We start from the raw sequence: 26530 nt of genomic DNA on the forward strand, positions 1-26530 counted from the left end.
GCTTAAGATCGGGTTATAATATTAGCGAGGATTGCTCCGCGGCTTGACGCAGGCCGATAAGCGTTCCCCAATCACGCGATGAGTGAAGCAGCAACCGAATCACGCAGCAACGCCACCGAATATACGGTGAGCGAGATTTCCGGCGCACTGAAGCGCACGGTCGAGGACGCATTCGGCAATGTGCGGGTGCGCGGCGAGATTTCCGGCTATCGCGGCCCGCATTCCTCCGGCCACGCCTATTTCGCGCTGAAGGACGACCGCGCGCGGATCGACGCCGTGGTCTGGAAGACGACGATGGCGCGGCTGAAATTCCGCCCCGAGGAAGGCATGGAGGTGATCGCCAGCGGCAGGCTGACGACCTATCCCGGCAAATCCAACTACCAGATCGTCATCGACAATCTCGAGCCGGCCGGCGCCGGCGCGCTGATGGCGCTGCTGGAGGAGCGCAAGCGGCGGCTGCAGGCCGAAGGCCTGTTCGATTCCGGCCGCAAGCGGCGACTGCCGTTCATGCCTCAGGTCATCGGCGTCATCACCTCGCCGACAGGCTCGGTGATCCGCGACATCATCCATCGCATCAAGGACCGGTTCCCGCTCACCGTGCTGGTGTGGCCGGTGAGAGTCCAGGGCGATACGACCGCCAAGGAGGTGACCGCCGCCGTCAATGGCTTCAACGCGCTCACCTGGGACGGACCCATCCGCCAGCCCGATCTCTTGATCGTGGCGCGCGGCGGCGGCAGTCTCGAGGACCTCTGGGGTTTCAACGACGAAGGGCTGGCGCGCGCCGTCGCGGCCTCGCGCATCCCAATCGTCTCGGCCGTCGGCCACGAGACCGATTGGACGTTGATCGATTTCACCGCCGACATGCGCGCGCCGACGCCGACAGGCGCCGCAGAGATCGCCGTGCCCGTCAAGGCCGAGCTCGAAGCGACGCTGGCGAGCCTCGGCGCGCGGCTCAATGCCTGCACCTCGCGGCACCTGGATCGCAAGCGCCAGGCGGTGCGCGCCGCGGCGCGGGCTCTCCCCTCGCCCGACCAGCTGCTGGCGCTGCCGCGCCGCCGCTTCGACGAGGCGACCAGCCGGCTCGGTCGTGGCTTGACGGTGAGCATCGAGCGCAAGCGCGCGAGGCTGGATCGGCAGCGGCTGACGCCTGCCACCTTGTCGCGCCGCCTCAACGAGACGCGCACGCTGACCGGCCGCGACATTGCGCGTGCTCGCGCCGCCTTCTTCGCCATCGTGCGCCAAGGCCGGGCGCGCTTCGAGCGCACATCGCTCAGACTATCGCCGGCGCCGATCGTCCGGCGACAAAAGCTGCAGGCCGACACGCTGGCCGGGCTGACCCGCCGTCAGGAGCAGGCGATAGAGCGGCGGCTGGACCGTCTGCGCGCCGCCCTCACCCAGGCCGACCGGCTTCTCTCCACCCTCTCGCACAAGGCCGTGCTGGCGCGCGGCTTCGCGCTGGTCAAGGACGCCGACGGCGCCGTCATCAAGCGTGTCGCGGAGCTGGCCCCGGGTGCTGCGCTGCAGCTGGAATTCGCCGACGGCAAAGCCGAGGCCATCGCTACCAGCGGGGGGGCGCGGCCGAAGCTCGCCGCCAAGCCGTCCGGCAAGGGCAAGGAGCCCGGCAACCAAGGCTCGTTGTTCTGAGGACAGGATGAGCACCGACGACCCGCATCTTCGTACGCCATCGGGCAAGCCGCGCCTGCGCTCGTTCAACATCGCATTGGACGGCACGCCCGGCCGCTCCAACGCTATCACCGACGTGCCGGGCGTCACCGTCGGCTACACGACGCTGATTGCCGGCAACGGCCCGCTGCAAGTCGGGACAGGACCGGTGCGCACCGGCGTGACGGCGATCCTGCCAAGGCCGCGAGGCGAGCTTGGGACCCCAGTGTTTGCCGGCGTATTCAGCCAGAACGGCAATGGCGAGCTGACCGGCACGCACATCATCGAGGAAACCGGCGCCTTCAACCTGCCGATCACCATCACCAACACCCATTCCTGCGGCATCACCCGCGACGGCACGCTGCGCTGGATGGGCCGGGTGCTGCCGGCGGCGCTCGACAGCGCCTGGGGCCTGCCGGTGGCGGCGGAGACCTATGACGGTTTCCTCAACGACATCAACGGCCACCATGTGAGCTTCGACCATGTCGCCTCGGCACTCGACGGCGCAACAGGCGGCGCCATCGAGGAAGGCAGCGTCGGCGGTGGCACCGGCATGATTTCCTTCGGCTTCAAGGCCGGATCCGGCACCGCCTCCCGCATCGTCGAATGGCAGGACAGAAGCTACACGCTCGGCGTTTTCGTGCAGGCCAATTTCGGCAGGCGGCATAATTTCACCATTCGCGGCCGGCGCGCCGGAGCGGAACTCAGCGAGCCGGCGGTCCGCGAAGCCACGCCTCGCGCCGAAAAGGGCTCGATCATTGCCATCGTCGCCACCGACGCACCGTTCCTGCCGCATCAGATGAAGCGCCTGGCCCGGCGTGTGCCGCTCGGCATCGCTCTGACCGGCGGTTATGGCTACCACAGCTCGGGCGACATCTTTCTCGCCTTCTCGACCGCCAATCCCGAGGCGGCGCTGACGGCTTCGGGCAGCATTGCCCATGCGGATTTCATCCCGGACGTCGATATCGACCCGTTCTTCGATGCCGTGGTGCGAGGGGTGGAGGAAGCAATCCTCAACGCGCTGGTCGCCAACGAGGACATGATGGGGCGCGACGGCAATTTCGTGCCGGCGCTGCCAAAGGAGTGGCTCAAGGACAATTTCGGCTAAGCCGGACGCCCGGCTCAGATCATTTGCGGAAGATTTCCGGCAGGCCGGCCAGTGTCTTACTCGGACGGCTTGTCCGACTTCGCCTCGGGCGCGTTCTCTTCGGCGACTTCCTCGAGCCGCGAGGCGATCAGTTCCTGGATGTCGCCGACTTCTTCCTGGATGTCTTCCAGCAGAATGCCTTCCTCGGCGGCCTTGGCGCAGCACTCCTTGGCGAGGGTTTCGGCCTGCTTCTCGATCCTGAGCGGCGAATGCTGGCACTGGACCTTCTCGCCAATCCACCCGCGCAAGAACTCGATGGCATGTTCACTCATACTGCTTCTTCCCTAACGGCAATGCCGGTTGGTAGTCATGAACGCCCACATCCCGCCAAGGGATACATACTGCATTCGAACCGAGTCGGCCTCGACCGGCAAGACGTCTTGCCCAAGGTTCACACAGCCGAAGGATTGGAAAGGTTCGAGGCGCACGTTCAGATCGTTGAGGATGATGATGCTTTGGCCAGGATCGTCAAAAATCCGCGCTATTGTTTCTGTTTGCTTTTTCCCGGTTTTTCGACCGATTCCGTCACAACACGCATCGCATTCACGGCGATCTCGCAGGCGTACCCAGAGGGCGAGAAACCGAAAGCCGCCGGTATATAGTGATATCCTCACACAATGTCGACTCCGCTCGCGGTCCTGCTTCTTTCCGCCGCGCCACGTGGGCGGAGCAACCATCGGGTCACACGCCTATGGCCGCGTTCGCCAGGCACAGATGGGACGTCGCCATTGGCCCTTGAACGGTCAAGTCGGGCACGCGTAACATCGCGCTGCTTCAGCTGAGTCTGCTTCATTCGCCCGGGCTAATGTTCGGATTTGTTTGGGTATTTTCCTTTGCACACGGAAGCAAAAAGCAGCGCGCCGGAGCGCGGCAGATCGTTTGCCCATGTGGCGGAAGCCTCCTGGGGAAAGGGTCTCAGCACCCTGCTGCGCATCATGCGCATGACGCTACGCCATCCCTGGCAAGTTGCGATCACCATCGTTTCGACCTTCATCGCCGCGACGCTGCAGCTTCTCATTCCGCGCCTGCTGGGGCGCGCCATCGATCAGGCGCAAGGCGTGATGGCCGAAGGCGCCGGCACCGCCGCGCAGCACGCGCTTTGGAACACCGCCCTGACACTTTTGGTCGTCAGCGTCCTGCGCGGTCTCTTCACCATGGCGCAGAACTACTATGGCGAGGCCGTCGGCCATCAGACCGGCTATGAATTGCGCCTGGCCTTCTATGAAAAGATCCAGCGCCTGAGCTTTGCCTTCCACGACAGGGTCCATACCGGCGATCTGATAACGCTCGGCCTGCTCGATCTCGACGGCGTGCGCATGTTCTTTTCCACCGGCGTCTTGCGCGTGGTCCTGCTCGGCGTGCTGATCGGCGTCGGCGCCTATCTCTTGATCAGCACCGATCTCGTGCTCGGGCTGCTCAGCCTGAGCTTCGTTCCGTTCGTCGCCTGGCGATCCTCCGTCACCCAGCTCAGACTACGCAGCACCTGGCTGACCCTGCAGCAGCGCCTGTCGGTGCTAAGCCGGGTCATGGACGAGAATCTCGGCGGCATCCGTGTCGTGCGCGCTTTCGCGGCGCAGCGGCACGAGCTGGAAAAATTCGACCGCGCCAAGCAGGATGCGCTCGATCTCGCCAACCAGCGCGTCGATATCCGCGTCAGCAACACCAGCGCCATGAACTTCTCGTTCCTGGCGGCGATGGGCCTCGTGCTCTGGTTCGGCGGGCAGAAGGTGATATCGGGTCAAATCAGCGTCGGCACGCTGGCACAGTTCCTCACCTTCATGACCATCCTGCAGATGCCGGTGCGCCAGCTCGGCCTGATGGTCAACTCGTTCGCCCGCGCCTCGACCTGCGGCACGCGGCTGTTCGAGCTGCTCGATACCGAGCTCGACATCAGGGACGCGCCCGGCGCCAGCGACCTCGTCGTCACCGAAGGCGTGCTGCGCTTCGACGATGTCGGCTTCCATTATCCGGGCTCGGGACGCCCGACATTGACCGGCATTTCTTTCGAGGCCAGGCCCGGCCAGACCATCGGCATCGTCGGCCCGCCGGGCAGCGGCAAGTCGACCATCGCCCATTTGATCCCGCGCTTCTACGATGTGAGCTCGGGCACCATCACCATCGATGGCCAGGACATCCGCCAGGTCACGCTGCAGTCGTTGCGCAAGGCGGTCGGCGTCGTGCAGCAGGACGCGTTCCTGTTCACGACCTCGATCGAGAACAACATCGCCTACGGCAATCCGTGGGCGCGCGAGACCCGCATCGAGAGAGCGGCCGAGTCCGCACAGCTGCACAACTACATCATCGGACTTCCGGCCGGCTACACCACGGTCGTCGGCGAACGCGGCGCGTCGCTTTCGGGAGGCCAGCGGCAGCGCCTGACCATCGCCCGCAGCCTCATGCTCAGGCCTTCGGTGCTGGTCTTCGACGATTCCACCGCGGCCATCGATGCCGGCACCGAACAGCGGATCCGGGCGGCAATGAAGCGCTTCGCCAAGGACCGCGTGACGCTCATCATCTCGCACCGGCTGAGCTCGCTGATGCATGCCGACCAGATTCTGTTCGTCGAGGGCGGCAGGATCGTCGAGCGCGGCACGCATGAGGAACTGCTGGCGCTCGGCGGGCGCTACCGCGCGCTCTACGACCTGCAGCTGCGGCCCGACGATACCGCACAAGGAGCAGCGTGATGTCGGACCCGCGCGACGACGAGAAGGAAGACACAAGCGGCCGGCCGGCAAAGGCGGTCGTCGGCTCGCACCGTGACGAGGAAGAGGTCTTCGGCAAGGCCTACGATCCGCGCGTCGTGCGGCGCATCTGGGGCTTCGTCAGACCGTACCGGACCCGGATCTTCATCTCGGTCGCGGCGGTGCTGGTGTTCACGCTGACGCAATTGACGATCCCGCTGGTCATCCGCTACGCCATCGATCACGGCATGGCGGCGGGCAGGCTCGACAGGTCGGTGATGGCGTGGGCGACCGGCGCTTTCGCGGCGGTCATCCTTGTGAACTATGCAGCCAGCTATATGCAGGAGAGCGTCGTCGGCAAGGTGGCCGAGAACGTGCTTTCCGACCTGCGCCGCGCCATGTTCGGCCATCTGCAGCGGGTCTCGCTGAGTTTCATGGACAAGACCGAGGTCGGAAGGCTGATGTCGCGCCTGCAGGGCGACGTCAATTCGATGCAGGAGTTCCTCGAAACGTCGGTCATGTCGGTGGGCGACATCGCGCTTCTGTTCGGGATCGTCAGCGTCCTTTTGTGGCTGGATTTTCGGCTCGGCCTGCTGACGCTGTCGACCATGCCGATGTTGTTCATCGTTCGCCTGTTCTGGCTGCCGCGCGCCAAGGTCGCCTTCATGGCTGCGCATGAGACCAACTCGATCGCCAACGGGGCGCTGGCCGAAGGCATTCACGGCGTGCGCACCGTGCAAAGCCTCGAGCGCCAGCACGTCAATTTCGACCTCTATGACGAGAAGGTTCTGGCCAATCTCAAGGCCCATCTGAGGTCGGCCAAATACGCGCAGGTGATGGTGCCGATCGTCGACACGCTGACCGGGATCGCCATGGCAACGGTCATCGTCGTTGGCGGCTCGATGGTGCTGTCGCACGGCCTCGATGTCGGCGTCATGGTGGCGTTCCTGTTCTACATCCAGCGCTTCTTCGACCCCATCCGCTCGCTCACCATGCAGTACAGCGTCATGCAACGCGCCATGGCCTCGGGGCAACGCATCTCCGAAGTGCTCGACGTGCCGGTGGACGTCAGCGACAGGCAAGGCGCGGTGGCGCTGTCGCGCGACATGGATGGCTCTGTCGAGTTCAGGAACGTCACCTTCGGCTATCGGCGGAACCAGCCGGTGCTGAAGAATGTCAGCTTCCGCGTCAATCCTGGCGAGACGGTCGCGCTGGTCGGTCCGACCGGATCGGGCAAGTCGAGCTCCATGGCGCTGGCGCACCGGTTCTACGACGTGTGGTCGGGCCAGGTTCTGGTCGGCGGGCACGACGTGCGCGACCTGACGCAGGATTCGCTTGGCGAACAGATGGCAATGGTCCTGCAGGAGCCCTTCCTGTTTTCCGGAACGGTGCTGGAGAACATCCGCTATCACAAGACCGGAGCGACCCGCGAGGAGGTGGTCCGCGCGGCGAAGGCCGTTGGCGCGCATGATTTCATCGAGCACCTGCCCGACGGCTACGACACCGAGCTGGAGCAGCGCGGCGGCAATCTATCGCTCGGCCAGCGCCAGCTGATCAGCTTCGCGCGAGCACTGGTGGCCGACGCCAAGATCCTGGTGCTCGACGAGGCCACGGCCAGCATCGATTCCTACACCGAGATGCTGATCCAGAAGGCGCTGACAAAACTGCTGGAAGGGCGAACCGGGCTCGTCATCGCCCACCGGCTGGCCACCATCCGCGGCGCCGACCGCATCATCGTGCTGCAGAACGGCGAGATCGTCGAAAGCGGCAACCACGAGCAATTGATGGAGCGAAAAGGCCTCTACGCCCGGCTCTACAACATGAACTACGCCTCGTTCGACGACATTTCCGAGGAGGAGATGGGAATGGACGCGGTGGTCGGCAAGGCGACGTGATCTCCAGGAAAATCGATGGCCTTGGCTGGGATCACCTCATCGCACAATTCAGTACGTCCTATGGTGCCTGGAAGGACGGGCTGGCCATCGCGTGCATCAGCTCGGAACGAGCGTAGCCGTCACGCCTGACCCCATGATCGATCAGGCGGGCGATCACGGCGCGCCGCGCGTGATACGGCGTCAGCGTGTGGTCGGCATTCGGCAGCGAGACCCTGGTCACGCCACGAATGCTGTCGAGCCGCTCTTCCTCCGACCCGAAATGGCGGGCGATCTCCTTTAGGCTCAGGTCGCCTTCCGAGGTCACCATGAGAACCCGCACGCCCCGGCCGCAAAGGTCGCGCATCCAGCGTTCCACCCGGTGCTGTCCCAGCAGCGCGGCCGGATGCAGCATCGACAATGTCGACTTGATCGCCTCCAGCCCGCGCCGGACAATCAGCCGGGCGCGGCGAGAAGCGATCCCGCGCCATGTCGAGGCGTCCGGCTTGCCGCTCTCCTGCATGGCGGCGTTCTGCCCGCGCACGGCCTTGGACGTCTCGTAAGTCTTCCAGACCGCCATCTCCAGCGCGTAGGAACTGTTCCAGGCGAAGCAGAGCGGGTTGATCATGGTCAGCGTCCGCACCCGCCGATCGGCCCGTGCGGCGTGAAAAGCCTGGTATGCGCCCGCGCAGGTGCCGACCAAGCCGACGGCAGGGTAGCCGGCTCGTTCCATCCAGTCGATCGCGCGGCTTACGTCATGGCGCGTACGCCCGTCATAGAGGAACAGGCGCCCTTCCTCGGTCTGATCGCTGAGGCCAAGTCCGGGCAGGTCGACGCGCAGCGAAGCGACGCCTTCCGCCGCCAAGTCTCGCGCCGCTTCCACCGTGCCACGCGCCCAGCCGACATGCGGCACACCGCCGGCATTGAGAAAGATCACCGGCTCGGCCCCAGTTTGGCGTCGGCGCGGCCGGCAAAGCACGCCGCAGATCATCGGCTCCGGTCCGATCAGGACCGGCTTTTCCGTGTAGTGCGGACCGTCTAGTGTCTCCGACCCAGCCTGCGGCACAGGCCTTGCCGCGACCGCTTCGCCTGCATGGCCGGCCATCCAGGCTGCGCAGCGATCAAGAACGGCGGCCGGAATCCGGTTGGCGGTCGGGTCGCACATCAAGAGAGGATAGCCATCGAACTCGGAGGTGGTGATATCCGCAGCCCCTGCCCCTCCCCCATGAATTTCGTCGGCGGCAAGCGGCTTGCCGTTTGTAAGCACCAGCATCGGCAGGGATTGAAGGCTTGCCGCAGCCTGCCGCCAGTCGAGCGCCGAAAGATCGGCCAGCGTCTCATGCGACATCCGGAAGCCGGCGGCCTCGCGCCCCTCGGTGAAAACCCCTTCGTCCGCCGAACGGCTGGCCAGCGGAGCGTCGATCATGCGCGACATGGCCGTGATCTCGCGGACATAGGCCTTGCCGGAGGACGGCGGCGCGAGCAACACGAGACCGGCCACGTCGTCTCGTCCGGCCGCCGCCAGCGGCGCCAGCAGAGCGCCGAGCCGGAAGCCGACCAAAATGACGTCCGCCACGCCGCAATCCCGTTTCAGCCGATCGATCGCGGCGCCTATGCTCTCCGTCCACCGTTGCACCTGACCAGGCGTTGAATGATCCCCGGCGGCATTGCCGCAGCCGGGATAGTCGAACTGCAGCGCCGGCAGATCGTTTTCGGCCGACTTGTCGGCCAGCAGCCTCAGGAAACGCCGGCTGCACAGGTCCTCGTGGCCATGCGCCCCGGCGATGACGACGCCCCGGCCACGCCGTTCGCTGCCCTTGCCTTCATGAAGCCAGCCGATCGTGCCGGCGAAGACTATCCCCCTCATGCCATGCTCCCGGTGGGCTCCAACGCCCGCGTGATCCCCGCCCCAATTTCTGAATTGTCGGCCGCTTGCGGCGCATCGTAGGCCACCTCGCGATCGCTATTCAGCGCCGTCACGATGCCGGCCGGCGTGGACGAGGCCGGCCCGTCAAGGCCAATTTCCTTCACCGCACCGGGCATAAGGTGGAAGCCGTTCTCGCGCGGGAGGAACAGCCCATCCTTGATGGCGATGTGATAGGCGGCCCGCCTGCAGGCGAGCCGCATGCGCCAGCCGTCTTTCGCGCGCACCAACCGCGCCGACAGGCCGACATCGCGTCGCGCGATCATGGCACCGGGAAGCACATGAAAGGCTTCGGCCAGGATCTCGCCGTCACGGCCTTCAAGTCTTGCCACGGTTACCTCGTGGCCCGCCGGGCCGAAGCGATAGGCATAAGACAGATCGAAGAAGGCGCCGAGCAGCGAGAACGCCGACAGGGATCGCGCCTCTCGCGCCTGCAGGGTGACCGGCTGGCGCGCGCTCACCACAGGGGTGACGCCATCGCGCAGACAAGCAAGCGACAGCGTCGCCTCGACGGCCTTCGCCCCGTCATTGACGAGATGCACGCCCAGCCCGTTGACGCCCTCGTCGCTCAGCGTCAGCCTGAGCGGCGCGAAGGCGCGCCTCAGCGCATGCCAGACCGATTTCGGCCGACCGGTGGAATCGACGGCGCCCCACCCTGCGCCCGGGCGCAGATCCTTCCAGAAGAACAGCAGCGCACCCGCCGTCGGCGAGGCTGGTCTGCGCCATTCATCGATCGTGCGCTCGACCAATTCGGCGGTGACGGCGCGCGAGAGGTCGAGATAGCGCGCCGGATCCTCCATGCGCAGCCGGCGCGCATCGACGCCGAACAGTGTCTCCAGATAATGCTCGCGCACATCCTCGAAATCCCAGGACGCACCTGCGTCGCGCGGCACGCCGGCCTTCCAGCGCGGATCGTGGCTGGGCGGAACGGGCAGATGCTCATCCAGCGTCGCCTGTTCCGGCACGTTGGCGAAGGCGAGGCATTCGCTGGCGAAACGCACTTCCGAGCGGCGTGCGTCCTCCAGCGGCCGGCAATAGGCGCCGACGCCATAGTAATGCGTCGGGCCGCCATCCGCGGCGAAGGGCAAGCTGCCGCCGGAAGGCGACGAGGACACCAGCGCCAGATCGGGCAGGATCGCCTGCGCGACCGGACGCACGACATCGTCGAACCAGGGTGTCGGATCCATCGCCGCCGGCATGCCGAGCATCGCAGCCTGTTGCGCCACCTCGCTGCCGCCGCATAGCACCGCCAGCGACGGCGAATGCCGAAGCCGCTTCAACAGGTTGTCCACCTCGCGCGAGAGCGCCGCCCGCCAGGCCTCGCTTTTCGCCGGATAGTCGAAATTGGCGAGCATCAGGTCCTGCCAGACGAGAATGCCCATCTCGTCGCACAGCTCGTGGAAGGCATCGCCCTCGTAGGCGAAGGTGCCGCCGACCCGCAGCATGTTGACGCCGGCTCGGCGCGCGAGGTCGAGGTCGGGCGCGATTTCAGCCCGTTCGCAGGGCAGCCGCACAGGATCGGACGGCGTCCAGACCGCGCCTCGGCAGAACACCGGCACCCCGTTGGCGACCAGGCGGAAATCACGCCCGTCGGCACCGCGATCGATCTCGATGCGGCGAAACCCGATCCGGCCGAGCCGGCTGCGCACAGTGCCGAGCGTCGCCATCACTTCGTGCAGCGCCGGCTCGCCATGACTGTTCGGCCACCATGGGGCGACATCGGCAATGGCCAATTCCGCCGTCAGCCGGGTGGGTGCCTCGATCTTGAGGCGCGCGCGCACTCCAGCGCAACTGACATGCGCCGTTTGCGTATCGTCGAAGGGTTCAGCGAGAGTGATCGCAACGGCAAGATGCCCGGTCGTACCGTCGAGCCTGGCGCGCATGTCGGCATCGAGGACGCGCTGCCCGCCATTCTCGCGGATCAACCTGACGGGACGCCACGGCCCGACGATATCGAAGTTCGGACACCAGCCCGGCATATGGCCGATCAGGGTCGTGCGCACCAACCGAAGCCGCTGATCGTCGATCATGCGAGGACGCCAGCGGGCGCGTGGACCGGTCGCCGTTTCCAGATGGCGGTCGAGGCTGCGCAAGGCGATGGCGAGACGCTCGCCGCCTGAAAGGACTACCGCTGCCTCATGGCGCTCGAACATCGAGGTCGAGGTGAGCAGCAGCCGGTCGTCAAGCCAGACCTCGGCTATAGTCGCCAGACCCTCGAACACAAGCCGCACCGGACCAGTCGCATCGAGCCTGCGGCTGTACCAGACATCGCGGTCATGCAGCGGGGTCGGCTGCTTGCGGTCCCAGCGGCCATGCTTTTCCAGTGTGCCCGCAGCCGTGCCGGGACAGACTGCGTCCAGCCATTCGGCGTTTGCGTCGATATCATGCGGCAACGCCCAGGCGCCGGCCGCCGAGACGGCCATCCGCCAATCCCGGTCCAGCAACTCGGCAGAGCCGGCGATCGACACCGTGGCGTCCATTCCCCCACCTATGCTCAAATGCGCCTCGGCCGGTCCGCTAGGCCGCCTTGGAGGCGACACCCGCCATGCGGGCGTCCAGCACGTCCATCACCGTGTCGTAGGCCTGTGCCATCGGCGCGATCGCCTCGGCCAACCCGTCGAAGCGCTGCCGCGCCATCGCGCGGGCGAGCTTGAACTGCATGACCTTGGCGCCATCGGCAATGTCGCCGGCGGCTTGCGCCGCCTCGGTGAGGCAGGTTTCGCCGTGCTGCCCCAGCCATTCGAGATGGCTGCCGAGGAGTTCGAAATTCGCGCCGACCTGCCGCAGCGTGTTGAAGGCATAGGTGTGGAAATAGTCCGGCGAGCGCGTCGCCAGCGTTTCAGCGTGGCGGCCGAACGCGGCCGCATAGGCGTCGAGCGGATTGCGCTTCGGCCGCCGCTTCAGGTGATGCGCAAGCAGCGCCGCCGCGGTCCCGACCGGATCACGGGCCGGGCGCGTGGCGTCGAGCTTCACGAATTCCGCATAAGGAAACAGCGGCAGGCCGCCGGCCGACACACCGTCCCCCGACGTATCATCCCATTGGCCGAAAATGCCGTCATAGTTTTCGCCCTCGAGCGCGAAGTAGCCGTCATTGTGGAAGTAGCGCATCTGCCGCCGCTCGGGATCGAGCGCATTGATGCCGACCGTGGTCTTGGAATGGCCGCTGCGATAGGTGATGCCCTTGGTGTCGGGCAGGTAGAAGGCGTCGACCTCGACCAGCGGCAGCCGGCCGAGTTCGACTTGCGCAAGCACATGCGTCTCCAGCCGGTCGAAGACCGCCAGTTCCTGGATGTCCAGCCCCGCCAGCCTCTGCAGGTCGGCGGTCGGGAACTTGAAGAAGGTGAACTGATCGCCCTCGAAATCCTGCGCCACGGTGAAGCCGAGCGCCGCGACCGGATCGTGGCCGGTCGCGTGCAGCACCTCGATCAGGAGATCGACATAGCAGTTGGTCTGCGGCCAGCGCCTGTTCGGATCGTGCAGCCGGTGCGGCCGGTAGCTGGCCGGATCGAGGCCCGCGATAGCTCTCGGCATATCACACGCTCCACAGCACGTCGCGGACCGCCGCCGGCCAGGCGTCCGCGTCCGGCCCGTGATGGCGGAACAGCGCCAGCGCCACACGCTCCAGCCCAAAGCCGACGCAGGCCGAATGGCAGAACTCCCCGTCGGCGAACTTCAGGCCCCAGGTCCGGCCAAAATGATCCTGGTGATAATTGAAGCTCAAACAGGCGGTCGGCTTCTCGATGCTGGTCACCGGGATCAGCAGCTCGAATTTCAGGCCCTGGTCGCGCTGGTTGTTGGCCATCATCTTGCCGCCGCGGCCGAAGAACGGATCGTTGGCAAGATCGACCTCGCAGGGCAGATCGAGCGACTCGATCATCGCCTTGCCGCGCTTCAGCCAGCTTTCGCGGAACGAGCGCACCTGCTCGGCCGTGCCGATCTTGACGAACTCGCGCATGCGGAAGAGCTGCATGCGCGCCGGGTCCTTCGACGGCTCGTGGCGGAAGCAATAGGACGAGAGCTCGAAAAGCAGGCCCTGCGCTGGCACGGGGCCGCGCGCGGCGACGGTGGGATAGAGCGGGTAGCAGGCGGCCGGTGTCAGCGCGACGTCCGTCGCCTTCTGCAGCTCCGTCCAGTCCCCGCCATCGGCCATCATGCCGAGCAGTTGCGCATGCTCCCGTTCGCCTCCCATGAAGGAATGCACACAGCCGGCAAGCTGCGGGAAGCTCTTCATGTAGCCGCTCTTCTCCAGCGTCGCACGGCTCATGCCCGGCGGAAAATGGATGCGGGTGGCCTTGTCGGGCGCGCCGAGCCGGTTGACGAGACGCTCGAACCGCTCGATCACTTCCTCGAACGCGCCCGAACGGCCGTAGAGGCCGTCGATGCCGGATTCGAACAGGATGCCGTTCTCGAACAGGCTGTCGAGCAGCGACTTGGAGTCGAATGTCTTGGCGTCCATCTCAGCCCCCCAGGCCGGTGTCGAAGCGGCTCATCAGCATGAGCGTCGCGGTGTTGGAAAGGATGCGGTCGTTGGAGATCATCACCGGCGCCGAGGTCACGTCGCGCAAATGCCTGCCGACGCTGAACGGGGTGCCGTTCTTGTAGCCAAGGATGCCGTTGACCAGCATGGCCAGACGCACCACGGCGCCGGCCTTCTCGCTGGCCGCGACCTTCAGCGCGTTGATCTCGGCAGCGAAGCCGATCGAAGACAGCGCGTCGGCGTCGCCCTTGGCCGCCTCGAAGCGATGGATGGCGGCCGTCAGGTGCCCTTTCATCTCCTGCAAAAGGGCGGCCGCCTCGGCCAGCCTCAGCGCGCCCGGCGGCATGGCGTCGGGCTGCTTGCGCGCCGCCGCCTTGACGAAGGCCTGCGCCCGATTGAAGGCGTCGGCGGCGATGCCGAACCAGGTCGCCGCCCAGAAGATGTGCGAGCTGGCCAGCATCGACTGCGCCGCGATCTCGGAAAACGGCTTCGGGAATATCTGCGCCGCCTCACCCGTGGCGACGAGATGAAAACCGTCGGAGCAGGTGCCGCGCATGCCGAGCGTATCCCACACCGACGTGCGTTCCAGAGTGCGGTTGCCATCGGCCGGGATCACCACCATCACCTGATCGGAGCTTGCCGCATCGGGGGCGCGACGCGCCGTGGCGAGGATGGCGTCGGCATAGTTGCCATAGGAGATGACGGTGGCTTCCTTGGTCAGCGCGAAGCGCCCGCCGACAACCTCGACCGCGCAGATCGAATTGCGCAAGTTGCCGCCGATGCCGGCCTCCGTCGTCGCGGAAGCCATCAGAAGCTGCTCGTCGGCGATGCGCCGCATATAGGCGCGGTGCCAGTCGCTGGCGCCGCCATGAGTGACGAAGCTCGACGTCTTGATCTGGTGCATGGCATAGATCATCGCGCTCGAGCCGCAGGCCTGGCCGAGCTGGACGATGAGATCGGCGATCTGCATCGTGCCGAGCCCCTCGCCGCCAAGCTCGACCGGGATCGCCACGCCGAGCAGCCGCTCGCGCTTCAGCGCCTCGATCGTCTCTACCGGGAAACGGCCTTCCCTATCCACGGGGTCGGCATGGCCGGCGGCGATCTCGGCGACGCGGCGCATGCGTTCGGTTGCGGCTTCCGGCGCCTGCGCGAGCGAAGCCGCCTCGATCTTTCTCAACACGTTCATGACTCTATGCCGCCTTGCGGGTCAATTGCGAAACGGCGTCCGCGATGCTGGCGAGCGAAGAGAAGGTGCGCCGCGTCAGCATCGTCTCTGGGAATTCGATGTCGAATTCCTCTTCGAGCGCCAGCATCATCTGCACCGAGGCGAAGGAGGTCAGCCCCGCGTCGTAGAGATTGGCGTCGTCGGCGAGCGCGCCGAAATTGAGCGGAATCATCGGATGCTGCTCGAGCAGCGAGCGAATCTGGTCGATCATGGAGGCCCCACCCTTGCGTTTGCATGTTTGTGCGGGCGGCAATATTGCAGAGGCAGCGCAACCGTGGCGTTAACGCTGCCGGTCAGTTTCAACCATGCCTAAGGATCGGTAACGGATCGCAGTACAATTTTAAAGCTTCGGGCACGGCAGGAAAAAGAGAATGGAGCCGTCGACCGCGACGATGCCGCCCGGGTCTTAAAGCGCGTCGCGACCTTTCAGATTCGCTCCGTACGCTTTGGGTTTGATCTTGCGCATGTCTTTGTCGCGAAACTGGTTCCCACTTTCGGGAGACCTGCGTCAGGCAGGAGGCGGAGGAAGGCTCAGTCGAAGAAGCCCCTATCCTCTTCCTTGAGATACTTCCCGGCTGCTTCGGCGTCGATATCGAGTCCCAGCCCCGGCGCTTCCAGCAAATCCACCATGCTGTCCTTCACGATCTGCGCCGGCAGGCCGAGCACCAGATCCTCCCACCAGGGGTCGGAGGCGCTCGGGTACTCGAAGGCGATGTAGTTGGCCGGCAAGGTTGCGCAGACATTGATCAGCGCGCCGAGGCCGAGCAGGCCGTTCGCGGTGCCGTGCGGCGCCATAAGGATCGAGTGCATGTAGGCGTGCTCGGCGACCCATTTGAGCTCGGCAATGCCGCCGATGTCGGCAGGATCGGGGCCGATGACGCGCACCGCCTGCGTCTCGATCAGTTCCTTGAAATTGTGCCTCAGGTAGATCTGCTCGCCGGTGTGGATCGGCGTCGAGGTGGAGGTGGTCAGTTCCCGATAGGCCTGCGGATTGACCCACGGCACATAGTCGCCGGTCAGCATGTCCTCGAGCCACATCAGATTGTACTTCTCGACCGCGCGGGCGAACTTGATCGCGTCGGGCAGCATCCAGCCCGGGCCGCAGTCGAGCGCCAGGCTGACCTTGTCGCCCAGCACTTCCTTCATCGCCGCCACGCAGTCGAGCATGTGATTGAAACCGCGCTCGCTGATCACGCCCTGATCCATGGCGCCGTGATAGCCCGCCTTCTTCTGCGTCACGCCGTAGTGGAAGCCTTCTATCGTGTCCTTCATGTTGGAGTGGAACGAGATTCCCTGCTTGATCATGAAGAAGTTCTGCGGCTGCTCCATCATCCATTTGACGTCGGCGGCATAATCCTCCGGCCGGTCGCCCGTGCGCTTGCGGCGGATCGAGCCGTTGTAGACGCGCACCTTGTCGCGCACCTTGCCGCCAAGCAGTTTGTAGACCGGCACGCCCGCGGCCTTGCCGGCAATGTCCCACAGTGCATGCTCGATCGCGCTCACCGCCGCGCCATAGGGCTTGAACGAACCACGCTGGCGGATCTTCAGCATCACGCGCTCGACGTCGGTCGGGTCCTCGCCGATCAGCGCCTCGCGGAAATGCAGCACAAAGGGCTTGAGATAGGTTTTTGTAAACTCGACTTCGCCCAGGCCATAGAGACCCTCGTCAGTGACGATGCGGACGATCGGATGCTTGCCGATGACGGCGCAGCGCAGGTCGGTGATCTTCATGGCGCAGTCCTATTTCACAGACGAGAAAGCTGTCGGCGTGAGCAGCTGGCTGTTGATATTGGCAATGATCTGCCCGTCGCGCTCGGACTCGTTCCGGGCCCTGTGCCATGCCGGATCGGTGACGAAAGCCGCCCATTTCGCCTCACGCTCGGCCAGCGATTCCCAGGCGAGGAAATAGGTGAGGCGATTGCTGTTTTCGCCGATCGCCGTGGTGAAAAACCCGGCTTGGCGGATGCCATGCCTCTCCCAGATGGCCAGCGTTTGGTCGGAAAAGCGCTTGAGCAAAGCCGGCAGCCTGCCCGGCAGGCAGTCATAGATGCGCAGTTCGTAGATCATGGTTTCGTCCGTTTCTTTCTTCGCCTCTCCCTCGGGCGAGGTCGACACGAATGGTCGGTCGTCGGCCCCGTGAATCTGGGGGATGAGGCGGGGGGCTGGGCTAACTCCAGGTCCGGTCCCAGCTATATTCATTGTCCCAATGCTCGGTCGATTGCCATATCCCCGTGACACCGGGCTGCAGATGCTGGCTGATCACCTCGTCGACCACATCGTCTATGCCCAACCCCGGCTTGTCCGGAACGGTGATGAATCCGTCCTTCACCAGCGGCTTGGGAAGACCTGTGACGATGTCGTCCCACCACTCGACATCGGCGGAGTGGTATTCGAGCGCCATGAAGTTCTCGGTCGCGGTCGCGACATGCGCCGCGGCCATCGCGGCGATCGGACTTTCGGCCATGTGGATGGCCATGGCGACGCCGTGGTCCTGAGCCATGTCGCCGATCTTCTTGGTCTCGAGGATGCCGCCGCTGGTGAGCAGGTCCGGGTGGATGACGGAGAGGCCGCCGCTCTTCAGCAGCGGCTCGAAGGCCTCCTTGAGGTAGATGTCCTCACCGGTGCAGATCGGTACCGCGGTGGCCTCCTGCAACCGCCGGTACTGCTCGGTGTACTGCCAGGGAATCACGTCCTCTAGCCAGGCCGGCACGTATTTCTCGATACGGCGCGACAGGCGTATGCCGTCCTGCAGCGAGATGTGGCCGACATGATCAATGGCCAACGGGATCTCGTAGCCGATGACCTCGCGAACCTCGTGGATATATTGCTCCAGCAGGTCGATCCCTTTTTCGGTGAAATGCAGGCCGGTGAATGGGTGCTGCACGTTCTGCGCATCATAGGCGAGGTTGCGTGCCTTGCGTTCCTCCAACGAGCCACCGCGGCCGCGTGGATTGGCGTGAAACCCTTCGAGCGCGCCGGCGGGCGCGACCACTGCGCCCGGAATATGGGCGATCTGCATCAAGCCCAGGTCCATCTTGAGGAAGGTGAAGCCGCGCTCCATGCGCGCCTTGAGGCGCTTGCCGGTTTCGGTGCCGCTCGGCTTCTCCGCGTCGGTATCGCAGTATACGCGCACGTGATCGCGAAACTTGCCGCCGAGCATCTGGTAGATGGGCACGCTATAGGCCTTGCCGGCGAGATCCCAGAGCGCGATCTCGACCGCCGAGACGCCGCCGCCTTGGCGGCCGTGCCCGCCGAACTGCTTGATGCGGCGGAACAGGCGGTCGATGTCGCAAGGGTTCTCGCCGAGCAACCGGCTCTTCAGCATCAGCGCGTAGGTGGCGCTGGCGCCGTCGCGTACCTCGCCAAGCCCGACGATGCCCTGGTTGGTGTAGATCTTGAGCAGCGCCGAGGTGAACGGCGCGCCGACGATCTCGGCCACCCGCATGTCGGTGATGCGAAGGTCGGACGGCTTGGAATTCGTGTTGACCCGATTGAGGGCCTCGTCGGCTCCATCGGTTTTTGGCATGGCCTATCCTCGCTTTGTTTGGCGGGGCTTGTTGCCCCGCGTGCTGGGCATGGAGGGTTGCTAGGCCAGCTCGATCTCGTGGGCCTGCAGATAGTCGCGGTTCATCTCGACGCCGAGACCAGGCTTCGACGTCAGCTTGAGGCTGCCGTTCGAAACGTTGAGCGGTCTGTCGATGAGGTGATCGTATTTAGAGAGATCCCACTCCGACGTTTCGAGCTTGTAGAAGTTGGGAACCGTCATCATCACCTGCGCGCCCGCAACCACGTTGATTGGTCCCGCGGCGTCATGCGGCGAGACGGGGACGTAGTACGCTTCGCAAAGGGCGGAAATCTTCTTCAGCTCGGTAATCCCGCCGGTCCAGGTCACGTCGGGCATGATGTAGTCGGCGAGCTTGTTCTCGAGCACCGGCACGAAATCCCATTTCGTGTGGCCGCGCTCGCCCCACGAGATAGCGGCGCTGACCTTCTCACGCACCTGCTTGAGCGCGTTGAGGCTCTCGGGCGGGCAAGGCTCCTCGAACCAGTCGATCTGGCCCGCTTCCTCGAGGCTCCGACAGAGGCGAATGGCGGTGGGAACATCGAAGCGGCCATGCGCATCGATGAGGATGTCCACATCGGGTCCGGCCGTTTCGCGGATCAGGGCCGTGAGCTCGGCCGCTTCGCGCTCGTCCTTGCGCGTCATGCCGCCGTCGAGATAGCCGTCCCGCCGTTCGCGGGGCACGCCCTCGACGCTTGGGCCCTGATGGGGGAAAGGATCGAACTTAAGCCCGGTGTGTCCGGATTCGACGATGTCCCGAATCTCGCGGACCACCGCCTCCTTGCTGGTGAATTTGGCCTGGTTGGGATGGGTGTAGAGGGCGATTTCCTCCCGTACCGGTCCGCCCAGCAGCTCGTAAATCGGCTTGCCGAGGACTTTGCCGCGGATGTCCCAGAGGGCTATGTCGATGGCGCTAACGCATTCGACGGCAGCGCCGCGGCTGCCCATGTAGGTGAAGCTGCGGAAAATCTTGTGCCAGAGATGCTCGATCCGCGCTGGGTCCTCGCCTGTCACGGCGACGCCGATCTGCCGCAGGATCGTGCACAGCGCGCGGTTGGCGAGTTTTGTTGTGGTGGTGATTTCTCCCCAGCCGCTCACCCCCTCGTCGGTCGTCACTTCGACGAACAGGTACTCTCCCCAATAGGAAGCATCGGACTTGATCAGCCATGGCCGGATACTCGTGATCTTCATCTCAACTACCTTTATCTAGACTGTTCTATCCGGCCCGCGCGGCGTTGCGGGCACGCATGTGTTCGAGGATGTGCCGTCCGGAGCCCTCGACATGGCGGGCGACGAGTTCGGCCGCCTTGTCGGCATCTCCCGCCTTTACGAGCGCGATGAGCTCGCGGTGCTCGCGAATGATCGCGGCACGGCGCGCGAGGGTGAAATCGAAACGCCGGCTCACGGCGCGCAGCACTTCGCGATGCTTCCACCAAAGCTCGGCGGCATGGCGGTTGTAGTGCCGCTGGTACATCACGGTATGGAAGGCGGTATCGAGTTCACTGTGCCGAAATGTATCGGCGAAATTGTTCTCTTCGATCAGGCCCTGGAGACGTTCGAGTTCCGCGATGTCCTCGCCGGTGGCCATGTTCACGAACCATCGCGTCAGGGCCGGCTCGATCAGAACGCCGATCTCGTAGATATCCCGCACGAAATCCTGATCTATGGGTCGCACGCGCGCTCCGCGGTTGGGGGCAAAGATGACGAAGCCCTCGCCGCGCAACAGCTGCAAGGCCTCGCGCACGGGATTGGTCGAGGTGCCGTGACGCCGGGCGAGATCGCTGACCACGAGCCGTTCGTTGGCGGCCAGCCGCCCCTCGATGATGTCTTCCCTGATCAGTTCATAAAGCGAGGCGCCCTCGCTGGAAGCCCCTATAGGATCAATCCCCGCAGGTGGCTTCGCTTTAAAATCGCTCGTTTCGGCCAAAGCCCGCTCCCCTAGGCTAATACACATTCTATCCGATTATCACGCAAAGTTTCGATAAACAATGTACGATCTAGCTCGTTGACAGACAATTCACGATCTGAAAACGTACAAGACGGCCGACGGGATACACAGAACAGTGTCCCGCGGCCGAACGAGGAAGGACCGCTTGCCTCGAAGCGAAGCGGCGTGGGAGAGAAACCTGGAGGATACCCTATGACGAGGATTACACTCGGCGGTGCCGTCCTGCGCGGCACTGTCTCCACTGCTTTAATGGCATCGTTGATGTCGGCGCCGGCACTGGCTGCGCCGCCGGTGGACCTGAGCAAGTGGTCGCCGGAATATGTGCGCTCGATTGCGGGCACACAGGATTTTGACACGGCAGCCGATTGCGCCAAGGTCACCCCGCTCGACTACAAGGGGCGACTGACTTTCTGGTATCAGGGCGTGTTCGAGGGCGACCCCGATCTTCTGCGCCAGTACTACAAGGATTTCTTCGCTACCTTCCGCAAGACCTATCCGAACATCCAGCTCGAGGAACAGGCCCTCACCTACAACGACCTCCTGGACAAGTTCCGCACGGCGCTGCTCGGCAATGCAGCGCCGATGGCGGTCCGCCTGCAGATCCTGGGCGGCACCGAATTCGCCTCGAAGGGCTATCTGCAGCCGCTCAAGCCTGAGGACGTCGGGTATTCGACCGAGGATTTCTGGCCCGGCGCCATGAAGGCGGTGACCTGGGACGGCGTGACCTACGGCATTCCAACCAACAACGAAACGATGGCGTTCATCTGGAACGCCGACATCTTCAAGCGCGCGGGCCTCGATCCTAACAAGCCCCCGGCAACCTGGGATGATGTCGTCAAATATTCCAAGCAGATCCACGACAAGCTCGGCATTGCCGGTTACGGCCTCGTGGCCCGCAAGAATGCCGGCAATACGCCGTACCGCTTCATGCCTCAGCTATGGGCCTATGGCGGCGGCGTCTTCGACGAAGCAAAGGCGAACCCGACCTATAAGGACATCGAGCTTAACAGCCCGCAGAGCAAGGCGGCGCTGCAGGCCTCCTACGACATGTATGTTCGCGACAAGTCGGTTCCGGTTTCGGCACTGACCAACCAGCAGGCCGACAACCAGCCCCTGTTCCTCGCCGGCCAGCTCGGCATGATGATCTCGCACCCGTCCGACTACAACGTCATGCTCGACCTGCAGAAGAAGGCCACCGGCACCGACAAGGACAAGGCGCAGACCGTCATCGACAACATGCGCTACGGCCTCATTCCGACGGGGCCCGACGGCAAGCGCGCAGTCGTGTTCGGCGGCTCGAACATTCACATCCTGAAGCCCGAATATGTCGAGGGCGGCAAGGTGGACGAGCCGGCCGCAAAGGCGATCATCTGCATGTGGACCAGCCCCGAATGGTCGCTGAAGATGGCATACGCCGGCTCGAACCCGGGCAACCTAAACGGCTTCAAGACCAAATGGATGAAGGAGCGTCTGGACAGCATCAAGTTCCTCGATGTCACGACGTCGATGTTGCCATACGGCATCCCGTTCCCAGCCCTGCCGCAGTCTCCCGAGATCATGAACATCATCGTTCCGGACATGCTGCAGAATGCCCTGACCGGGGCAATGACCGTCGACCAGGCGGCGGACGATGCGGCCAAGAAGGTAAAAGACCTGATGGGCGGCGGACTCTAGTCCAAGCCTGACCTGCGATCCAACCGGCTGCGCCGAGCGTGCAGCCGGTTCGTTCCGAAGAACAAGGGCACGCCACAAGTGACGATCGTGAACAGCAGGACCGAGGCTCGCCGAAGATTACTACCCGGCCGGCCGGGCGCGTTGCGGAGGATTGGGGAGCATCGCGCTGACTACGCGTACGTGCTCCCTGCGATCGTCGTGATGATGATCGTCATCGCCTACCCGATCTACTACACGATCGAATTGTCGTTCTTCAATACGCCGCCTGGCCTGCAGCTGCGGGACAAGATCTTCGTCGGCTTCGACAACTACACGGCCATCCTCACAAGCGAGGTATTCTGGAAAGTTACCTGGAACACGCTTGTCTGGACAGTGGCATCCACCTTCATCTCCTTTGTCCTGGGGTTTGGCGCCGCGCTGGCGCTCCACCGCGACTTCATCGGCCGCGGCGTCCTGCGCGCTATCCTGATCATCCCCTGGGTCATCAGCGCGGTCGCCGCCTCCTATATCTGGAAGTGGATCTACCATTCGGACTTTGGGATAATCGGCGCGATCCTGGTCCGCCTCGGATGGGCTGACCGGCCGCCGAATTTCATCGACAGCGTCAGCACGGTGCTGCCCTCCCTGATCGTCGTCAATATCTGGCGCGAGTTTCCGTTTGCCATGATCATGATGATGGCCGGCCTGCAGACGGTCCCCGACCAGTTGCTGCGGGCCGCGAAAGTCGACGGGGCCAATGCATGGCAGCGCTTCTGGCACGTAACTTTCCCGCATTTGAGGAACGTCTCGACGGTGACGATCCTGCTGCTGGCCGTGGCCAACTTCAATTCCTTCATCATCCCGTGGATCATGACCGGCGGCGGGCCGTCGAACGCATCGCATATCTGGATCACCCACATCTACGAGCTCGCCTTCGGCCGCCAGCGCTGGGGGGTGGCATCGGCCTATTCGGTGCTTCTGTTCCTCATCCTGATGACGCTCGGCTACTTCTACGTCCGTGCGCTGAGCGGCAACGAGCGGAAGGATCGCGGCGCATGAGCACGATTGCCGAGACAGCTCCTCGAGACCGGACCCGTCGCCGCATGCGCATCGACGGATGGCGGTGGGGCGGGCGCATCTTCCTGGTGTTCATTCTGCTTTACACCGCGTTGCCGATGATCTGGATGCTGCTCACCTCGATCAAGTCAGGCTTCGCGGCGATGCAATTCCCGCCGCAATGGTGGCCTGACCAACCTACCCTCGCCAGCTACCAGAAGCTGCTCGATCCGCAGAACAGCGTCGGCCAGGATTTCCTCCGCTTCTTCTGGAACAGCCTTTTCGTCTCGACCGCCACGACCATCCTGTCGGTGATCGTGGCAGTGCCCGCGGCCTATGCGTTTTCGCGCTTCACCTTCCCGGGCCGGAACTTCCTGTTCTTCGCCGTATTGCTGCGCAACATGTTCCCGGCGGTCATCTTTCTCGTGCCGCTCTTTATCCTGATGCGCGCGATCGGGCTAGTGAACACGCATGGTTCGCTTGTTCTCACCTACCTCACCTTCGGCCTGCCGCTGGCGATCTGGCTACTCAAGGGCTTCTACGACAACATCCCGGTGCAGCTCGAGCAGGCGGCGCGCATTGACGGAGCGACGCGGTTCCAGGCCTTCCTCCTGATCGTGATGCCGCTCTCGGCGCCTGGGATCATCGCCACGGCGATCTATTCCTTCATCGGCGCGTGGAACGAATACATCTACGCCTACACTTTCCTCTCCAAGAACGAACAGTTGACGCTGCCGGTCGGCATCCAGCGCTTCTTCTCGGAAAATACGACGGACTTTCCGGGCCTGATGGCGGCCAGCTTCATGATGAGCGTACCCGTCGTGGTGCTGTTCCTCGTCCTGCAACGATACTTCGTACGCGCCCTTACAGAAGGCGCGGTCAAGCACTAGAGCCGGATGATTTCACGTCGAAACGACCTGAAATCTGAATCCGGCTCTAAATCAAGGAGATAGAGCATGATGTCGTCCGAAAACCGCTTCACACTTTTCGGCATCATGCTCTAGGGAGTTTTTGCAGATGGCCCACGTGGTCCTCAAAGATCTCGTCAAGACCTATGGCGGCTTCAAAGCCGTCAACGAGGTTTCGCTGACGGTCAATGACGGCGAGTTCGTTGCGCTCGTCGGCCCTTCGGGCTGCGGCAAGACAACCACGCTTAATCTCGTCGCGGGCCTGACCCCGATCACATCGGGCGACATCTTCATCGGCGACCGGGTGGTCAACGACCTCGACCCGAAGGACCGGGACATCGCAATGGTGTTCCAGAACTACGCGCTCTATCCGCAAAAATCGGTCTATATGAACCTCGCCTTCCCGCTGCAGATGCGCAAGCTGCCCAGGGACGAGATTGACAAGAAGGTCAGGGAAGCGGCGCGCGTTCTCGACATGACGCAACTGCTCGAGCGCAAGCCGCGCGAACTTTCAGGCGGGCAGCAGCAGCGCGTGGCGCTCGGCCGCGCTCTCGTTCGGGATCCGGCGGTATTCCTGATGGACGAACCGCTCTCCAATCTCGACGCGAAGCTGCGCGTGCAGATGCGGTCCGAGATCAAACGGTTCCATCAGGACCTGAAGGCGACGATCATCTATGTGACGCACGACCAGCTCGAGGCCGTGACCATGGCGGACAGGATGGCCGTGATGAATGGCGGCTACCTGCAGCAATACGATTCGCCCGCGCAGGTTTTCGCCCATCCCGTAAACATGTTCGTCGCTAGCTTCGTCGGCAGCCCCGCGATGAGCCTCATTCCGCTGGAGGCGTCGACGGCGAACGGCGATACCGTTCTAACGAGCGCGGAGGGCTGGAGCCTCGCGCTGTCGCAACCCAATGCGCGCAAGGTCCAGGCGGCGACCACCAGGAAGGTCGTGCTGGGTGCGCGCCATTCGACGATCAAGCTGCACAAGAGCGCGGTCCCCGGCGCCATTCCGGCCAAGGCCTATACGGTGGAACCAACCGGAGACCTAACCTTCGTGCAAGCGTTCCTCTCCGGCGCCATCGTCAATATCAGTGTGTCACCCAACATCACCGTCACACCTGACGAGCAGATCTGGCTCGAGTTCGATCAGGAGCGCATGCACCTTTTCGACGGCGAAACTGAAATGGCTCTCGGTGCCCACTGAGACGGGGCGGATACGTGTGCGTGGATGACGACAAAGCTTAAGATCACCGCGATCAAGCCCTATCCGGTGTGGGTGGGAACCCGCAACCAGATGCTCGTTAAGGTCGAGACCGATCAGGGCATCTTCGGCTGGGGCGAGAGCGGCTTGAGCGGCCGCGAGAAGGCCGTGGCCGGCGCGATCGAGCACTATCGCGAGTTTCTCATCGACCGTGACGCCATGCAAATCGGCCGGATCTGGCAGGAAGTCTATCGCAGCCAGTATTTCGAAGGCGGGCGGGTCCTGCAAGCTGCGATTTCGGCCATCGACATCGCCCTTCACGACATCAAGGGCAAGGCGCTGGGGGTGCCGGTCTACGAGCTGCTGGGCGGCAAGCAGCGCGACCGCATCCCGACCTTCGCCTCGACCGGAGACGAGGCCGAGGGCGATGTTGCCATCGAACGGGCCCGCGAACTGCGCGAACAGGGGTGGAAGGCGATCCGCTTCTTCCCGATCGGGCAGAGCAGCAGGGACATCTTCGAGCCGCGCGAGTCGATAGGCGCCACGGCGGGTATGCTGAACAAGGCGCGCGAAGCGCTTGGCGACGACGCCGTCCTCGGCATCGACTATCATCATCGGCTGTCGGTGGCCGAGGCGGCGAGCTTCTGCAACAAGCTCGGCCGCGGCGTGCTCGATTTCCTCGAGGAGCCGATACGCGACGAGACGCCGGAGGCGTACGAATCTCTTCGTACGATGACCGACATTCCCTTTGCCATCGGCGAGGAATTCGCCAGCAAGTGGCAGTTCATGCCCTATATCGAGCGCGGCATCCATCAGTTCAACCGGCTCGATGTCTGCAATGTCGGCGGACTTACGGAGGCGATGAAGGTCGCGGGCTGGAGCGAGGCGCATTACGTGGACCTGATGCCGCACAATCCGCTTGGCCCAGTGTGCACGGCCGCGACCATGCACCTCGCCGCCGCGGTGCCGAACTTCGCCTGGCTGGAGACAAGGGCGCCCGAAAGGAAGCTGGGCTTCGACAATTCAGAGTTCTTCCCCGTGCAGCCACGGCTCGACGGCACAGACTATCCGGTCGGCGATCTGCCGGGGCTCGGCGTCGAGGTCAATGAGAAGGCGATCCAGGCGCAGAGCTTCCGCTTCTGGGAAGCGCCTCATCTGAAGCGCCGCGACGGTTCCGTCACTAACTGGTAGTTCCATCTCAATCGGAGTCCG

Annotated in this window: 22 protein-coding genes; 10 read left to right on the top strand and 12 right to left on the bottom strand. The window is 64.1% G+C overall.

Annotation, left to right across the window (positions count from 1 at the left end; all coding sequences use genetic code 11):
- The first annotated feature begins 78 nt into the window (after nt 1–78).
- Nucleotides 79–1644, top strand: coding sequence for an exodeoxyribonuclease VII large subunit (xseA, locus tag P9236_RS14550; protein WP_278075329.1), 1566 nt, complete (start codon nt 79–81; stop codon nt 1642–1644).
- A gap of 7 nt (nt 1645–1651) precedes the next feature.
- A complete protein-coding gene (locus tag P9236_RS14555; protein WP_278075330.1) occupies nt 1652–2770 on the top strand; it encodes a P1 family peptidase in 1119 nt (372 codons plus the stop codon).
- Nucleotides 2771–2826: 56 nt separating this feature from the next.
- On the opposite strand, the gene P9236_RS14560 is transcribed toward P9236_RS14555, so the two are convergent.
- Nucleotides 2827–3081, bottom strand: coding sequence for a hypothetical protein (locus P9236_RS14560; protein WP_278075331.1), 255 nt, complete (start codon nt 3079–3081; stop codon nt 2827–2829).
- Between P9236_RS14560 and P9236_RS14565 the strand changes: the two genes are divergently transcribed.
- The 3 genes from P9236_RS14565 to P9236_RS14575 all read left to right on the top strand — a co-directional run bounded on the left by P9236_RS14565 (nt 3070) and on the right by P9236_RS14575 (nt 7385).
- A complete protein-coding gene (locus P9236_RS14565; protein ID WP_278075332.1) occupies nt 3070–3411 on the top strand; it encodes a hypothetical protein in 342 nt (113 codons plus the stop codon). The two genes, P9236_RS14560 and P9236_RS14565, sit on opposite strands and share 12 nt — an antisense overlap.
- A gap of 231 nt (nt 3412–3642) precedes the next feature.
- Nucleotides 3643–5493, top strand: coding sequence for an ABC transporter ATP-binding protein (locus tag P9236_RS14570; protein ID WP_278075333.1), 1851 nt, complete (start codon nt 3643–3645; stop codon nt 5491–5493).
- The gene (locus P9236_RS14575) at nt 5493–7385 is read left to right on the top strand and encodes an ABC transporter ATP-binding protein (RefSeq protein WP_278075334.1); all 1893 of its coding nucleotides are present in this window, start codon (nt 5493–5495) and stop codon (nt 7383–7385) included. The genes P9236_RS14570 and P9236_RS14575 overlap by 1 nt, the downstream gene beginning before the upstream one ends.
- Nucleotides 7386–7443: 58 nt before the next feature.
- Here P9236_RS14575 and P9236_RS14580 read toward each other — a convergent pair whose 3' ends face one another.
- The 11 genes from P9236_RS14580 to P9236_RS14630 all read right to left on the bottom strand — a co-directional run bounded on the left by P9236_RS14580 (nt 7444) and on the right by P9236_RS14630 (nt 20476).
- On the bottom strand, nt 7444–9228 hold the full coding sequence (locus tag P9236_RS14580; RefSeq protein ID WP_278075335.1) for an alpha/beta fold hydrolase: 1785 nt from the start codon (nt 9226–9228) through the stop codon (nt 7444–7446).
- Nucleotides 9225–11765: a glycoside hydrolase family 2 protein gene (locus P9236_RS14585; RefSeq protein ID WP_278075336.1), complete on the bottom strand. Its 2541-nt coding sequence runs from the start codon at nt 11763–11765 to the stop codon at nt 9225–9227. Before P9236_RS14585 ends, P9236_RS14580 begins: the two co-directional genes overlap by 4 nt.
- A 37-nt stretch (nt 11766–11802) precedes the next feature.
- A complete protein-coding gene (locus tag P9236_RS14590; protein ID WP_278075337.1) occupies nt 11803–12816 on the bottom strand; it encodes a DUF1839 family protein in 1014 nt (337 codons plus the stop codon).
- Nucleotide 12817: 1 nt separating this feature from the next.
- On the bottom strand, nt 12818–13741 hold the full coding sequence (locus tag P9236_RS14595) for an amino acid--[acyl-carrier-protein] ligase (protein WP_278075338.1): 924 nt from the start codon (nt 13739–13741) through the stop codon (nt 12818–12820).
- A gap of 1 nt (nt 13742) precedes the next feature.
- Nucleotides 13743–14882: an acyl-CoA dehydrogenase family protein gene (locus P9236_RS14600; protein WP_278075583.1), complete on the bottom strand. Its 1140-nt coding sequence runs from the start codon at nt 14880–14882 to the stop codon at nt 13743–13745.
- A 70-nt stretch (nt 14883–14952) separates the two neighbouring features.
- Nucleotides 14953–15198 (bottom strand): acyl carrier protein, encoded by a 246-nt coding sequence (locus P9236_RS14605; RefSeq protein WP_066997751.1) that lies wholly within the window; start codon nt 15196–15198, stop codon nt 14953–14955.
- A gap of 320 nt (nt 15199–15518) precedes the next feature.
- Nucleotides 15519–16718 (bottom strand): mandelate racemase/muconate lactonizing enzyme family protein, encoded by a 1200-nt coding sequence (locus P9236_RS14610; protein WP_278075339.1) that lies wholly within the window; start codon nt 16716–16718, stop codon nt 15519–15521.
- A 9-nt stretch (nt 16719–16727) separates the two neighbouring features.
- On the bottom strand, nt 16728–17054 hold the full coding sequence (locus P9236_RS14615) for an NIPSNAP family protein (protein WP_278075340.1): 327 nt from the start codon (nt 17052–17054) through the stop codon (nt 16728–16730).
- A 100-nt stretch (nt 17055–17154) separates the two neighbouring features.
- On the bottom strand, nt 17155–18513 hold the full coding sequence (locus P9236_RS14620) for a mandelate racemase/muconate lactonizing enzyme family protein (RefSeq protein WP_278075341.1): 1359 nt from the start codon (nt 18511–18513) through the stop codon (nt 17155–17157).
- Nucleotides 18514–18573: 60 nt separating this feature from the next.
- Nucleotides 18574–19740 carry a mandelate racemase/muconate lactonizing enzyme family protein gene (locus P9236_RS14625; RefSeq protein WP_278075342.1) on the bottom strand — a complete coding sequence of 389 codons (1167 nt, stop codon included), beginning with the start codon at nt 19738–19740 and terminating at the stop codon, nt 18574–18576.
- A gap of 25 nt (nt 19741–19765) precedes the next feature.
- Complete coding sequence (locus P9236_RS14630; protein WP_278075343.1) at nt 19766–20476, bottom strand: GntR family transcriptional regulator; 711 nt, start codon at nt 20474–20476, stop codon at nt 19766–19768.
- A 213-nt stretch (nt 20477–20689) separates the two neighbouring features.
- Between P9236_RS14630 and P9236_RS14635 the strand changes: the two genes are divergently transcribed.
- The 5 genes from P9236_RS14635 (at nt 20690) to P9236_RS14655 (ending at nt 26509) form a co-directional block, all read left to right on the top strand.
- A complete protein-coding gene (locus P9236_RS14635; protein ID WP_278075344.1) occupies nt 20690–22171 on the top strand; it encodes a sugar ABC transporter substrate-binding protein in 1482 nt (493 codons plus the stop codon).
- Between the two features lie 78 nt (nt 22172–22249).
- Nucleotides 22250–23209 (top strand): sugar ABC transporter permease, encoded by a 960-nt coding sequence (locus tag P9236_RS14640; protein WP_278075345.1) that lies wholly within the window; start codon nt 22250–22252, stop codon nt 23207–23209.
- The gene (locus tag P9236_RS14645) at nt 23206–24096 is read left to right on the top strand and encodes a carbohydrate ABC transporter permease (RefSeq protein WP_278075346.1); all 891 of its coding nucleotides are present in this window, start codon (nt 23206–23208) and stop codon (nt 24094–24096) included. Before P9236_RS14640 ends, P9236_RS14645 begins: the two co-directional genes overlap by 4 nt.
- Before the next feature lie 127 nt (nt 24097–24223).
- Nucleotides 24224–25321, top strand: coding sequence for an ABC transporter ATP-binding protein (locus tag P9236_RS14650; RefSeq protein WP_278075347.1), 1098 nt, complete (start codon nt 24224–24226; stop codon nt 25319–25321).
- A 24-nt stretch (nt 25322–25345) separates the two neighbouring features.
- Nucleotides 25346–26509, top strand: coding sequence for a mandelate racemase/muconate lactonizing enzyme family protein (locus P9236_RS14655; protein WP_278075348.1), 1164 nt, complete (start codon nt 25346–25348; stop codon nt 26507–26509).
- Nucleotides 26510–26530: the final 21 nt, after the last annotated feature.

This window comes from Mesorhizobium sp. WSM4884, from assembly GCF_029625675.1.
Lineage (GTDB): Bacteria > Pseudomonadota > Alphaproteobacteria > Rhizobiales > Rhizobiaceae > Mesorhizobium.

Coding starts and splice junctions, on each gene's coding strand:
- xseA (WP_278075329.1), top strand. CDS start 79: ATGAGTGAAGCAGCAACCGAATCACGCAGCAACGCCACCGAATATACG.
- P9236_RS14555 (WP_278075330.1), top strand. CDS start 1,652: ATGAGCACCGACGACCCGCATCTTCGTACGCCATCGGGCAAGCCGCGC.
- P9236_RS14565 (WP_278075332.1), top strand. CDS start 3,070: ATGTTCACTCATACTGCTTCTTCCCTAACGGCAATGCCGGTTGGTAGT.
- P9236_RS14560 (WP_278075331.1), bottom strand. CDS start 3,081: ATGAGTGAACATGCCATCGAGTTCTTGCGCGGGTGGATTGGCGAGAAG.
- P9236_RS14575 (WP_278075334.1), top strand. CDS start 5,493: ATGTCGGACCCGCGCGACGACGAGAAGGAAGACACAAGCGGCCGGCCG.
- P9236_RS14580 (WP_278075335.1), bottom strand. CDS start 9,228: ATGAGGGGGATAGTCTTCGCCGGCACGATCGGCTGGCTTCATGAAGGC.
- P9236_RS14585 (WP_278075336.1), bottom strand. CDS start 11,765: ATGGACGCCACGGTGTCGATCGCCGGCTCTGCCGAGTTGCTGGACCGG.
- P9236_RS14590 (WP_278075337.1), bottom strand. CDS start 12,816: ATGCCGAGAGCTATCGCGGGCCTCGATCCGGCCAGCTACCGGCCGCAC.
- P9236_RS14595 (WP_278075338.1), bottom strand. CDS start 13,741: ATGGACGCCAAGACATTCGACTCCAAGTCGCTGCTCGACAGCCTGTTC.
- P9236_RS14600 (WP_278075583.1), bottom strand. CDS start 14,882: ATGCGCCGCGTCGCCGAGATCGCCGCCGGCCATGCCGACCCCGTGGAT.
- P9236_RS14605 (WP_066997751.1), bottom strand. CDS start 15,198: ATGATCGACCAGATTCGCTCGCTGCTCGAGCAGCATCCGATGATTCCG.
- P9236_RS14610 (WP_278075339.1), bottom strand. CDS start 16,718: ATGAAGATCACCGACCTGCGCTGCGCCGTCATCGGCAAGCATCCGATC.
- P9236_RS14615 (WP_278075340.1), bottom strand. CDS start 17,054: ATGATCTACGAACTGCGCATCTATGACTGCCTGCCGGGCAGGCTGCCG.
- P9236_RS14620 (WP_278075341.1), bottom strand. CDS start 18,513: ATGCCAAAAACCGATGGAGCCGACGAGGCCCTCAATCGGGTCAACACG.
- P9236_RS14625 (WP_278075342.1), bottom strand. CDS start 19,740: ATGAAGATCACGAGTATCCGGCCATGGCTGATCAAGTCCGATGCTTCC.
- P9236_RS14635 (WP_278075344.1), top strand. CDS start 20,690: ATGACGAGGATTACACTCGGCGGTGCCGTCCTGCGCGGCACTGTCTCC.
- P9236_RS14645 (WP_278075346.1), top strand. CDS start 23,206: ATGAGCACGATTGCCGAGACAGCTCCTCGAGACCGGACCCGTCGCCGC.
- P9236_RS14650 (WP_278075347.1), top strand. CDS start 24,224: ATGGCCCACGTGGTCCTCAAAGATCTCGTCAAGACCTATGGCGGCTTC.
- P9236_RS14655 (WP_278075348.1), top strand. CDS start 25,346: ATGACGACAAAGCTTAAGATCACCGCGATCAAGCCCTATCCGGTGTGG.